Annotated in this window: 6 protein-coding genes; 2 read left to right on the top strand and 4 right to left on the bottom strand. The window is 38.3% G+C overall.

Features of this window, described 5'->3' with window-relative positions; all coding sequences use genetic code 11:
- Window positions 1-198 precede the first annotated feature (198 nt).
- Complete coding sequence (locus tag ACFIMP_RS07095) at window positions 199-4,908, top strand: NAD-glutamate dehydrogenase (RefSeq protein WP_375686176.1); 4,710 nt, start codon at window positions 199-201, stop codon at window positions 4,906-4,908.
- A 1,186-nt stretch (window positions 4,909-6,094) separates the two neighbouring features.
- Here the strand turns inward: ACFIMP_RS07095 and ACFIMP_RS07090 are convergent.
- From ACFIMP_RS07090 to ACFIMP_RS07075, 4 genes are all read right to left on the bottom strand, one after another.
- Window positions 6,095-7,081: a DUF2125 domain-containing protein gene (locus ACFIMP_RS07090; protein ID WP_375686175.1), complete on the bottom strand. Its 987-nt coding sequence runs from the start codon at window positions 7,079-7,081 to the stop codon at window positions 6,095-6,097.
- Window positions 7,082-7,877: 796 nt separating this feature from the next.
- Complete coding sequence (locus ACFIMP_RS07085; protein WP_375606037.1) at window positions 7,878-8,624, bottom strand: glutamine amidotransferase; 747 nt, start codon at window positions 8,622-8,624, stop codon at window positions 7,878-7,880.
- Between the two features lie 145 nt (window positions 8,625-8,769).
- Window positions 8,770-10,329, bottom strand: a complete 1,560-nt coding sequence (locus ACFIMP_RS07080) for a heme biosynthesis protein HemY (protein WP_375686174.1) — start codon at window positions 10,327-10,329, stop codon at window positions 8,770-8,772.
- A gap of 11 nt (window positions 10,330-10,340) precedes the next feature.
- The gene (locus ACFIMP_RS07075) at window positions 10,341-11,525 is read right to left on the bottom strand and encodes a COG4223 family protein (protein ID WP_375686173.1); all 1,185 of its coding nucleotides are present in this window, start codon (window positions 11,523-11,525) and stop codon (window positions 10,341-10,343) included.
- A 285-nt stretch (window positions 11,526-11,810) separates the two neighbouring features.
- On the opposite strand from ACFIMP_RS07075, the gene tsaD reads away from it, so the two are divergent.
- Window positions 11,811-12,905 carry a tRNA (adenosine(37)-N6)-threonylcarbamoyltransferase complex transferase subunit TsaD gene (gene tsaD / locus ACFIMP_RS07070; protein ID WP_375630686.1) on the top strand — a complete coding sequence of 365 codons (1,095 nt, stop codon included), beginning with the start codon at window positions 11,811-11,813 and terminating at the stop codon, window positions 12,903-12,905.
- Window positions 12,906-13,353: the final 448 nt, after the last annotated feature.

The raw sequence follows: 13,353 nt of genomic DNA, 5'->3' as shown, positions 1-13,353 counted from the left end.
CAAAAATACTAAAAGCGCCCTTTCCTTGAAGCAAAATATTTCTTTAAAGTACAAAATATTACTAAAAAATAGCAAAAACAAACTCATTCTTTCCAAATAAAGAGCTATTTTCTTTAGAAAGAAGGTGTTACAGTATATAAAAAATATAATGGTCTGCTTTTAATAAAGACCCCTTAAGAGCAAAAAGGGAGAGTGAATGTGTTGCAACAAAAAAAAACAGAGACAAAAAACACCCAAGATAAAATAGAACAAATCCTTTTTGCCCAAACCGATAAAGAAGATATTGCTTATTATGAAAATGAAGAACTTCAAAAAGCCACAGCCATCGCGGTAAAAGCTTTTAATCTCCATCAGACGGGAAAAAATACCATCTGCTTTGAGCAAAATTTAACCCGTAGTAACAGACCTATAACCGTTATCACGCTTGTCAATGATAACAAACCCTTCCTTCTCGATTCTATTTTAAATGTTTTTAATCAACACAAAAACCATATCTATTTGATTGCACACCCCATTATTGATTGTGCTTCTGGAAAACGCATCAGTCTGATGCAAATTCACATCGAGTCATTAAACAAACAGCAAATACAAAAACTTGAAAATGAACTCACCTTAGTTCTTGAACAGGTTAATGCTGCTGTACAAGACTGGAAACCTATGCTTGAAGAAGTTGAAAAGCAGATTCATGCCTACCAAATAAGTCTTCCCCCACACTACAAACAAGAAGGCGAAAAAGCTATTGAATTTCTTCACTGGCTAATGGATGATAATTTCATTTTCCTTGGTATGCGCACTTACAACTTCATCAAAGACCAAAAACCCCTAAAATCCTTTACAGCGAGTAATATTGAGCTTGGTATACTCACGGATGCTTCTATTCATATTGTTGACGATAAAAGCATGAAAGAACCTCCTCAAGAAGTTTTATCCTTCATGGAAAGCGATAATCTGTTTATCGTGACAAAAGCGAACAGCCGCTCCAAAATTCACCGTTCTGTTTGGCTCGATTATATTGGTCTTAAAATCTTTGATAAAGAAAACCAACTCTGTGGAGAATTACGCATTGTAGGGCTTTTTACCTCCTCAGCTTATACACGTTCTATTTTGCAAATTCCTTTCTTAAAAGAAAAAGCCCGAACTATTATTCAACGTCTTGGACACAATCACGCCGATTATTCAGGTAAAGCACTCATCAGTGCTTTAGAAACCTATCCAAGAGATGAAATGTTTCGCTCTGATGTTGATACATTGACAGAAAACACTAAGCTTATTCTACAATTAGATGAACGCCCACGTTTACGGGTTCTTGCCCACACTGATTCTTTTGGACGCTTTGTTTCTATCCTTGTCTACGTACCGCGTGACCAATATAGCAGCAGCCTGCGTGAAAAAGTTGGCGAACATTTTGTAGAGCTTTATAAAGGTGACTTTTTTGAATCTTATCCGCTATTTTTGGAAAGTACCCTTATACGTGTCTATTATATCATCCATCGCAAAGGAAACGAAACTGTTCCCCTTCACGAGCGCTCCACACTTGAACAACATGTACGTTCGATTGCACGAAGTTGGGAAGACAGGGTTCAAGCCATCGCTCTTAACAAGAAAATAACAGAGCAACAAACACGTCTAGCCAGTGAATTCCCCAACAGCTATCGTGATTTATTTTCAGCTGAAAACGCTATTAACGATGCCGGACATATTCTAAGTCTTCATGATGAAAAGCCCCTTTTCGTGATCTTTTATCACGCACAAAACAAAGAAAAACAGTGCATTTCTCTTCGGCTTTTTCACCGCCATGAAGCACTTGCCCTTTCCAAACGTGTACCACTCCTTGAAAATATGGGGTTTCGCGTTATTGCTGAACAAACCCTTGAATTACCAGATGGCAATGGGCGCTCTGTGTATCTTCATGATATGCAGCTAGAAAGTACTTTCCAACGCTGTATCGATTTTGAAAAAGACGGTCAAAAACACGCCGAAACCTTTGAAGCCATTTGGGCACAAAATGCTGATAATGACGGCTTTAATGCTCTCACCCAAACAGCTGAGCTTGATTGGCATGAAATTGTTATTTTGCGCCATTATGGGCGCTATCTCCAACAAGCTGGAATTCCTTATTCGCAAGATCGCGTTGCCCAAACTTTAAATGCTTATCCTGACATTACCCAAGATCTTTATGCTTTATTTCATTTAAAATTTCATCAAAGCCATACAGAAAAAGAACGAGAAAAAAACCAACAAGTTATTCAAAAGCGCATTGAAGAAAAATTACGGAAAGTCTCTGGTTTAGATGATGATCTCATTTTACGCCGTTATTGTAACCTTATCGAGGCGAGTTTACGAACGAATGCCTTTACGCCTCTTCCTGATGGAAGTCCACGGCGTATTTTAGCCACCAAATTAAATCCACGCCAGATTGAAGGTTTGCCTGAACCGCGCCCTTACCGAGAAATTTTTGTTTATGGACCAGAAGTTGAAGGGGTCCATTTGCGTTTTGGACCTATCGCTCGTGGCGGCATTCGTTGGTCTGACCGTGCATTAGATTACCGCACCGAAGTGCTTAGCTTAGTCAAAGCCCAACAAGTTAAAAATGCGGTTATCGTTCCTGCAGGTGCAAAAGGTGGATTCTATCCCCATCGGCTTCCCCAAACAAATGACCGTGCTGTCATCATAGAAGCAGCACGACAAGCTTATACAGACTTTATAACAGCTTTGCTCTCCATTACAGACAATCTGATTAACGGCAAAATAAGTTCTCCCCACAATGTCATCTGTCATGATGACCCTGACCCCTATTTTGTTGTTGCGGCGGACAAAGGAACAGCAACTTTTTCTGATACAGCCAACGCCATCAGCCAAGCAAACCACTTTTGGCTTGATGATGCTTTTGCCTCTGGAGGTTCAGCAGGTTACGACCACAAAGACATTGGTATTACAGCTAAAGGTGCATGGGAAGCCGTCAAAAGACATTTTAGAGAATCATTTAATTACGATATTCAAACAACGCCCTTCACCTGTGTCGGTGTTGGCGATATGTCTGGTGATGTCTTTGGCAATGGAATGCTGCTTTCCAAACAAACAAAATTGATTGCCGCTTTTGATCACCGCGATATCTTTATTGATCCAGATCCGAACATAGACGAAAGCTATGTAGAGCGTACACGTCTCTTCAAACTGCCTCGCTCAAGCTGGCAGGATTACGATAAAACCAAATTATCAAAGGGCGGTGGCATCTTCTCACGAAAAGAAAAAACCATTACTCTCTCACCTGAAGCAGCACAAGCCATTGGTTTCGAAAAACAAACAGGAACACCCTTTGAAATTATCTCTGCTCTTCTCAAAGCCCCTGTTGATCTTTTATGGTTCGGTGGCATTGGTACTTATATCCGTGCTGCAACAGAAAACGATGCCCAAGTAGGTGATCGAGCAAATGATGCAATACGCATTACCGGAGAACAAGTGCGTGCAAAAATTATTGGTGAAGGAGCTAATCTTGGTGTTACACAACGTGGACGGATTGAATATGTCTTAAATGGTGGTCGATGCAATACGGATGCCATTGACAATTCTGCTGGTGTGAATTGTTCTGATATTGAGGTCAATCTCAAAATTGTTCTTGCATCAGCACTACGTGCCAAAACGTTAACCCGCGAAGATCGCAATAAGCTCTTGAAAAAAATGACGCCTCAAGTCGAGCAACTCGTCTTGCGCAACAATTATCTACAACCCCTTGCGCTTTCTTTGGCGGAAAACCAAAGCACTACTGATTTGCCCTATCAAATACGCTTTATGCACGATTTGGAACAAAAAAAGCTTCTAGATCGCAGAGTTGAAATACTCCCTGATGAGCAAATTTTACGACAAAGAACAACCCAAGGCAAAGGTCTTCTCCGTCCAGAACTCGCCGTTATTTTTGCCTATGCTAAATTGACCTTAAAAGAAGAAATTGCTAATAGCCCCATTGTTGATGATCACTATTTCAATACAGCCCTGCTGAACTATTTTCCAACCCAAATTCAAGAAAATTTTAAGAAGGAAGTTATTAATCATCAATTGCGTCGTAATATTATCGCAACGCTGATTGCCAACGATATTGTAAATCGTGGAGGCCCCACTTTTGTTAATAGACTACACGATGCAACAGAACAAAAGACTGAAAATATTATTCGCGTTTTCATTGCCATCCGCGATGGTTTCGAAATTCCTCAATTGTCTGAGCAAATTGATAAGCTTGATAATAAAATACCCGGTCTTGTCCAAAATAAATTCTACGCAACAATGACCCCAATGCTCTTTGAAACAACCAATTGGGGTTTGCACAACATAGATCTCTCACGTCCATTAGAAGAAATTGTAAAAACAATAAAACAAGCCCGTAGCGTTATTGAAAAAGAGCTTATGCATTCTCACGGCAACGATATTAAGCAAAAGATTGAAGAAAAAGCATTACACTACAGCGAAGAGGGAGCACCAAAAGCATTAGCGAAACAATTAGCTCTCTTGGAAGCTGCTTCAACAATCTGTGATATTTCTTTGATTGCAAAACAAAGCAACAGTGATCTTATTAAAACCGCAGAGATCTACTTTTCACTTGCGCAAATCATTCGTATAAACCGCATTAACGAAGCAAGTCGTATAATTCCTGTAGTAGATTATTATGATAGTATGGCTTTAAGCCAAGCCAAAGAAAATGTTTCTGAAAGCTTTCGGCAAATCGTTATGAAAATCCTCAAAAATTATGGAAAGAAAAAAGATCCTTTTGACACTTGGAAAAAAACAGAAGAAGATCATATTCACAACATTACAAACCGCATTAGCGCCCTTATTGAAAATGATCTCAATATTTCTCGTTTTACTTTTGCAGCAGGATTGATTTCTCAACTTCAAAATATTGGCTTTCAAACCTAAAGCAAATACAAAACGACCCACTCAATCTCCCGTTCTATCCCACCACCACAACAAACCAACAAAAATAGAGAGCGGGAGTTTGCATTTTAAACATAACACCAAAAATAAAAATCTCGCTATTTATCACAATAGAATTGTTTGCAACAATGTCAAAAAAACAGCAGGATTGATTTCTCACCCTAAAAACATAAACTTTCAGACTTAAAAGCAGTACAAAACAGCTAAGCTTTTGCCCCGTTCTATCCATCCATGACGAAGCAGCAAGGAAAGAACGGAGGCGCTATCCCGCATTTTTAGACAGAGCACTAAAAATAAACTCAAATTTTACTGTCAAATATCCTTCATCATAAAAATATAATATATTGATTTACAATCATAATTTTATCATTTTTATGATAACTGATAATCCGATATTCTAAATTTGTCTCATTTAAAATCTATTTATATTCAATTAATTAACCCCATTTCCCCTTGCATATTGCAAATGGGAAAGCCAAATAGATAAAAACAGTAAAGAAAGGACTAAAAATGCCCCTCATAAACCGCCTCAAGTGCCAAAAGCTGCAGTAAGATTGAGAATTAGCAAATATAAGCAAATATAAATATGATGATGTTTTCCCCTAGCTTGTTACTCCGTAACCGAAAAGATGATGGTGCTTAATGGCTTTATCATTATACCATTCATAGGCGACATCGTGAAATAGGAAGCACTGAGAACTATTTTTTTAACAAATGCGTAAAATCGAATAAAAAATGACAGTAAAGATGGATGTTGATTTTCCCCTTTACAACTTCATATCTTCCTCCAACTAGGCTATTTACTTGTTTTAAGAGGTTACACCCAAACAGATATATGCAATATGCTCATTCCATATATAAAGAAAAAGGTTCCTAACAAGTACCACACCACCTGTATAAAAAGGCAATTCAGCATACTTTAAAATGCCACTTTTTCCATAGAAACACTGTTGCTATATGTAGTTTGACATAAGATTTTGCACTAAGTGAAAAGAGGTTGGACGAGTTAGGAGTAGGTGATAATTTTTTATTTTTATAGCTATTTTTTTACCATTAAATACGCATTTTGTTAAAATAGATTTTGACACTCTAAAATTGCAAAAAAGTGTGAAAATCAGAAAAAGTTGAAATTTGGTAGTAAAAATGAAAAAAGGCTTTGGTACAACACCTAAAGTGGAGCAAGACGACCAAGTTTTAAAAATCCCAGTTTTACCCACCCATTGTTAATGAGCAAGGAAAGAACGGGAGCGCCGTCCGCATTTTTAGGCAAAGCACCTAAAATAAAAAATAACGCTTGAAGATTATTGGTTTGCGTGGGAAATAAGCGCTGCAGAGTGTCAAGAAGCTTCATGGACTGAATAAGGACAAGTTCAAATTTTGCTGTCAAATATCCTTCATCATCAAAAGAAAAAGGTCCACTAATACGCACTGCACCACCTGTATGAAAAGTCAATTCACCTTGCTTTAAAAGTCCACTTTTTCCATACAGTCGCTGTTGCCAATTTTTTCCTTCATTTTCAAACAGAAGCGAAGCATCATTTAAAACCCATTTCAAATTGCCATCAATTTTAGGAATATCAACAAAAGAAGATTTTAAAAAAGGAGAAGCATCAAAACCGTCAAAAGTTATATGTCCCGATAAATCATTCTTTTCATGTTTAAGATCAAGTCGAAAAAATTCTGCCGTTATTTTTTGGGAAGCTTCTTTTGGCTCTAACGGCTGAATAATCACGTTATGCGTATTTTGCAAAGATGCCTGATCTTCAATATTTTCTTGTGTCGTTTTTTTATCTGTCGTTTGTGCTCTTAATGCTTCTTGAAGCTTTTGATCTTCAGGGGAAGAGGAAAAAGATGAAATCTCAAGCCCTTCAGCTATAAACTTCAATGTTTTACCCGTTTTCCAATAAGGCTCTGTTTCAATCACCAAATTGCGCCAATGCGATACTATGGGAGTTTTTCCGGAAAAAACAATTAATGCAGGAGAATGAACATTAAACTCGACCAAATGAGGTGCGTAAATTGGTGCACCAGCTGTCAAACGCCCCGTCGATAAAGAAACCCCATGTAAAGGCCAAGAAAATTGAAACTTGTCACAAACAACACCGACACGTAAAGGATAACCATCCTTGTGCACATTCTCACATACCGCCACCATATTATGGGAAGATATTTTTGTGAATATATCAGAAACATAGTCTTCTATTTTACGTGAAAAAAAAACCAGAGCGCGCTATAAATAAATACCAAAGTAAGACAAAAGAGCCCACAAATTAAATAACTCAAAGAAAAACTTTTTTGTGATGATGGTATTTGAAAGGATTTAGACAATATTCAAACTTTCTTTATCTCTTAACTTCCTCCCCACCCTAAAAAGGATAAAGATTCCCAACCACGGTCAGTTTATACACAATCCAACTTCTTAATCGACCGGATTTTATATACTAATCACTTCAAGAAGTCCCTATACATCGTTCTAAAGTACAGTATCTCATAAGCTCAACAAACAAGATTTTCTTAAAAAATCTATTACACCCTTTAACAAAAAACACCTCATGTGTAAAGTTTTACATAGATTTTCTACCTCTGCCTTAAACCATACTGTTTTACAGCACAACAAAAATGATAATGAATAGTGTTTCTTAACGATAAAACCATTGAGCCCCCCATCTTTACGCTTATGGAGACCCCAAAGCCAGCACCATCATTATATTTGGCTACCCCCACAATTTTGCGACAGCCCTTGGCACTTAAGACAGTTCATAAGAAGCATTTTTAGTCTTTTCTTATACAGTTTTTGCCCACACGCCAGCCCTACTTGTGACATGCAAACAAGAGGTTTTTATTGAGTCAACATACACAGGTTTGGAATGAGAAAACCTTACTATATTCGGGGTTCTCATTCAATATGCAAAACAGTGAATTATCTGTATAAATCAATGCGTTGCCAATAATCACACAAGTACGGGCGGTGTACAAAAAATCTGGTGCAATGCGCTTTCAAACCATTGGCTCAAAGCTCGATCATAGATTAAACGACCTTTCAAATGTGCACAAGCAGGTTGAGCACCTTTTTCAGTCAATTTATGTGCCGAACGCACGACCAAACGCCGCATCATAGCGCGTGTAAATTCAGCATGAAACTGCAAGCCCCATGCATTGTTTCCATAACGAAAAGCTTGTGTAGGATATGTATTCCCTGTTGCCAAAAGCATTGCCTCTTTCGGTAAATCATAAATACCTTCATCATGGAAATGGTAGACCATTTCTGGCCAATTCATCAATTCCTTCCCTTGTGGGGTTGCTTCTAGTGGATACCAGCCGACTTCAACAGTCCCATCACTTCTTGTACCAACGCGCCCCCCTAGATTTCGCGCTAACATTTGTGCTCCAAGACAAATACCCAAAAAAGGCTTATTTTCCTTTAGTGATAACGAAATCCAATCAATTTCCTCACCAATATAAGCTTCGCTGTCATTCACACTCATCGGTCCCCCTAAAATAACAACGCCGGCATAATGCTCTAATGTATCAGGGAGTTTTTGTCCAAAAATAGGACGATAAATATCAAGAACAAAACCATTTTGTTGTAAAAATTTTCCCAAACGACCAGTATAGGTAGAGCGCCGATGAATAACGACAGCAATCCTTGGTTTGTTATTTTTTTGTTTTTTATCAAGACATCTCTGATTTAAAAACATTTTTTAACCAATCACCTCTGCTACCAAGCAAAACTTTATTTTTAAAGCATAAGAGAATAATTTTATTGGAAAAGACTAACGATATTTTTTCTTCTAGGTCAATTGTTTCTTCTAAGAAAACACTCATATTATCCATTGGTGCAATTTAAAATAAACGAAACTTTTTCCTCGATAAAGATGTTTCTTCTTCTATTTTAACCCCTGGATCATCAACATTTAAGTGAGTTTGACTAAACATTTTTACATCTTTTTCTTTTATATCTTGTTTCTCCACCTGCACATTATGCAAAAGAGAATTATCTATAGGTGTTAATTTTTCCAGCTTCTTATCTTCAACATCATCACTTTTTCCCATAACATACTCTTTGTCTTGCTTTTTCGGCACAATATTGTCCGCCTCTAATGTGAGAGAAGGCATACAGGGAGGCGCCTTCCATTCAAAACAGCCCAAACGTCCACTGATTGGAGAAACCGCTGACCAAGAAGAAAAAATGGACCCATCACACATCCACACTGGATCACGTTCAGCACGAAGTGCTAAAGAAAGCCATTGACGCACAGCACCTTGATTGTTTCCCTGTGCCTCTTCAATATCTGCCAACAATAAATAAACACTTTCCCGTGGATGACATTGTAATGCTTTTTGTGCCTTCTCTCTTGCTAATGCTGTTTCACCAGCATCCAAAGCTGCTTTAGCAATAAGGAAAGCCGACTCAAATGCATCTTTATTATAAGAAGCAAGTGTCTTAGCCCTTTTCAATCGCCCAATGGCTCCTTCTTCTCTTTCAAGATAAAGCGCTCCCAAATCAGGATGAGGATTCTTTTGCCAAGTCGCTATAATCATTTTATCCGCTTTACGCGTTTCATTTAACTTATAAAGAATATCAGCAGCAATAACTATTATTGGAACAAAATCAGGCGCCAATTTATGGGCTTTCAAAATGGCTTCACGTGCTTGTACAGGATGTGTATCAAACAAAGAAAGTGCCTGCCCACTTAGTAGTAAAACCTGTATATGCTGCCGCTCTGGAGTCGCGCGAATAGAACGCGGGAGAGCTTTTTGCGTTCTTTCAAAAATAGTAAGTGCCTTATCCCATTTACCCTCAGTACTTAACCGATCAAGCACCGCCTGATGCGCCCATAAAAGTGCTGGCGATAAAGTCAGTGCCTCTTCGGCATATTGTTGCGCCGCCTCATAAGCTTTACTCTTCATCGCTTCACGAAACAAACCATAAAGTCCAACCAGTTTTGTCGGATCTTCCTTTCTCATCTCTTCATAAAGACCGATGGCGCGGACAGAGTCATTTTGTAAAGACAAGGTTTGCGCTTGTAAGAGTTTTACCAATGGCTCTTGTTTTCCTGCAAGATATTTAGCAACCCGTTCTTCCATTTTTTGCGCAACCATACTATCACCAGCAAAAGTTGCAAGAATCCCCTTTGAAAGAGCTTCGTAACCACGCTTTTGATGGCGTTTATAAAAATAATTGGAAAGAGCACTCGGTATGGAAAAAAAGAAAGATAATAACCACCATAAAAGCACCAGCGTTATAAAAAACAAAATAAGCACACTTAACACTGTAAGAAATGAAGCAGAAAATCTGAAATGCAAAAATGTGAGAACAAAAATACCATTGTGATTAGCAACCCACGTGAAAGCTAAACCGAGGATACAAACAACAAAAATATAAATAAAAACACGTATCATCTTGGGCCTATTTACATCTTTGTTGCTTTAAAAGATCCTTGTTGCACAGACAATAACAATTGCTGCAACAACTGTTGAATAGCAATATGTCTTTCAAGCTGCTTAACAAAATCCATTGAAACATCTTTTGCACTTTGAGGCAATGATTGCCATTCGCTCAAAGCCTTTTCGTAATCACCAGCTTGAATGGCAACTTCCATGCGTGCCGCAATAGCCCCCAGCGTTGTCCCTTCAACATTTCCAATCGGTCGCGAAACAATGAGCCCTTTTATCCACGCTAAAATTCGGTCAAAAAAACCAGCATCTGACGCAACAAGATTTTGCGTACCAACAATTGTATCAGCAACATGAGCAAAATCAACTGAAAGTTGTGCTGAACTTGGAAGGCCCACAGTAGCTGTTTTTTGCAACACATCAAGTCCATTAATCGAAGGCGATAATTGTTGTAACAGCTTTAATTCATTATTATAAGATCCACCACGCTCTACAGCATTTTTTAATGAACTAATTGCAGTAAAAAGCGCGGTATCTATTTCTCTTTTCTCACTATTTTTAACAGCAGTTTCTTCTTGTAGTGCTTCTAACTGTTGTTTTAACGCAGCAAGATCATTTGCATTGCTCAGCCCAACAGACAAAGCCGTCTCTATCTCTTTCGACTCTCTAACAAAAGTTTGTACAGTTTCTTCAAGAGCTTTTACTTTTTCCTCTAAAATCGCAAAAGCTTTTTTGCTTTCTTCTTTCGATAGTTCATCATTTTTCGTTGTTTTAAACTGTTGTGATGAAAAAGAAGAAAACTCTGTTTTTAACGTATCAATTTCTTGAAAGACCCGCCTCAATTGTTCCTTTGTGTCTTTACCTTGACTTTTTGCGGCTTCAGCAATCTGCAAAGCTTTTTCTCCTCCAGCAGAATTTTCCACAAAAGGAGAAGGAAAAAAACCAGCCCATTGAAGCCCCATAAAAATTCCCAAAGCAATGAATCCTCCCAAAATCCCAGAAAGGGACAAGAAAAGCCAAGTTGTACTAGAGGTACTTTTATCCTGACCTTGCATATTCTGTTTTTCTCGCGCATGAGCTTCTACAGAATTGTGGATTTTTTCCTCTGAATCATGGGGAACAGCTTCATGTTCAATAACTGGTTTCTTACGACGCGTACCAGCATAATGTGGTTTAACTTTTGGTTTTGAAGAATCGACCATCTCTGTCACTTTTCGTGCACACTTTTTTTAATGATAAAATAATAAAATGAAAAAAGTTTTAAAAACGCAGCTTTTCTCAATAATATTTACAAGTATCGCCTTTAATAGACAAGTTTTTAAAAAACATTTGCATTTTATACTCGAAAATACAGCTTTATTTTTTAATCAACGATATCATAAAATTCAAAGAAATAGAAATATCAATTCTAAGAGAAATACTTTGCATCTTTTTCTGTTCATGGTACGCACGCAGGAAAGAAGCTTCCATATAAGGTTTTGTTTAAAATGCGTCTGCTGGGAATAGAAACAAGTTGTGATGAAACGGCAGCAGCTGTCATTGAATATAACAATGAATCAAACAGCCGAATTCTTTCCAATGTTGTTTGGAGTCAAATTGATCACCATGCACCTTACGGCGGTGTTGTTCCTGAAATTGCTGCTCGTGCCCATGTTGAAGTTCTTGATCATTTAATTCTACAAGCACTAACAGAAGCAAACACAAAATTAAAAGATATTGATGGCATTGCAGCCACCAGTGGTCCTGGTTTGATAGGAGGATTGTTGGTAGGCGTTATGAGCGCAAAAGCACTCTCTCTTGCCACTGGCAAACCATTTATTGCGGTAAATCACTTAGAGGGACATGCTTTAACAGCTGTGTTAACGCACAACGTCAGCTTTCCTTATTTATTACTTTTAGTTTCAGGGGGTCATACACAAACAATCATTGTTCATGGAGTAGGCAACTACCAACGTTTAGGAACCACCATTGATGATGCATTAGGAGAAGCCTTTGATAAAACTGCAAAACTTTTAGGTCTTCCCTATCCTGGTGGACCAGCACTTGAAAAAGCAGCTTTATTTGGTGATAAAAATCGCATTCCCCTTCCACGACCTTTAAAAGGTGAAAAACGGTTAGACTTTTCTTTTTCCGGACTAAAAACTGCTGTTCGACAAGCCGCAACAGCCATAGCTCCTCTTACAGAAAATGATATTGCTGACATTGCCGCAAGTTTTCAAGCCGCTGTGACCGATACAGTACATGATCGTATTCACCTAGCCCTACAACACTTTGCCCACCAATACCCTCTCTCTCATGATCAAGAAAAGCGTTCTCCTGCTTTGGTTGTCGCAGGCGGTGTTGCCGCAAACCAAGCCATTCGCTCTACGTTGCAAGAACTTGCCCATCAACATGGTTTTGAATTTATAGCCCCTCCTCTTTCCTTGTGTACCGATAATGCTGCAATGATTGCTTTTGCCGGTGCACAAAAACTCGCACGAGGAGAAACAAGCTCTCTTGACATTGCACCCCGCTCACGCTGGCCATTAGATGAAAAAGCCGCGCCCTTGATCGGGATGGGACGCCGTGGAACAAAAGCATAATAAAATTGACGTCCCACACACACCTTAAAGAACGAAGATTTCTACTCAATCCGGTCTATAGATAGCCCGAATTCTCTATCGAGCAGCTTCCACCTGCTTCCCACTCACACAATTCACTTAACCCAAAGCTCGACACGTAAACCTAAATATTCACCACATATTCTGAAAACCTTCATGTTTCAAAAAACTGCCTTATATCATTACATTTCAAATGACAGTATTTTACAGCATAATAAGATCTACTCTCTCCCACGAAGCATAAATATGAATGCCATTCGTTGACCTCTTCATCTTTGACCATTCATTCGTTTCATTGCCATTGTAATCTTAAAGCTTTTTAGAACCAATTTTCTTCATTTTTTCCAACAAACTCTTATAATGACCGCATTTCAAACCATAGCTAAAAGGATAAGCAAAGAGCAAAATACCTTTATACAACATGAAATAT

Origin of the sequence: Bartonella sp. AP65SXKL, from assembly GCF_042195725.1 — a bacterium.
Lineage (GTDB): Bacteria > Pseudomonadota > Alphaproteobacteria > Rhizobiales > Rhizobiaceae > Bartonella.
Note: the sequence above shows the minus strand (reverse complement) of the source record. Positions and strands in the feature narration are given on the sequence as shown.

Coding starts and splice junctions, on each gene's coding strand:
- ACFIMP_RS07090 (WP_375686175.1), bottom strand. CDS start 7,081: ATGGTGGCGGTATGTGAGAATGTGCACAAGGATGGTTATCCTTTACGT.
- ACFIMP_RS07085 (WP_375606037.1), bottom strand. CDS start 8,624: ATGTTTTTAAATCAGAGATGTCTTGATAAAAAACAAAAAAATAACAAA.
- ACFIMP_RS07080 (WP_375686174.1), bottom strand. CDS start 10,329: ATGATACGTGTTTTTATTTATATTTTTGTTGTTTGTATCCTCGGTTTA.
- ACFIMP_RS07075 (WP_375686173.1), bottom strand. CDS start 11,525: ATGGTCGATTCTTCAAAACCAAAAGTTAAACCACATTATGCTGGTACG.
- tsaD (WP_375630686.1), top strand. CDS start 11,811: ATGCGTCTGCTGGGAATAGAAACAAGTTGTGATGAAACGGCAGCAGCT.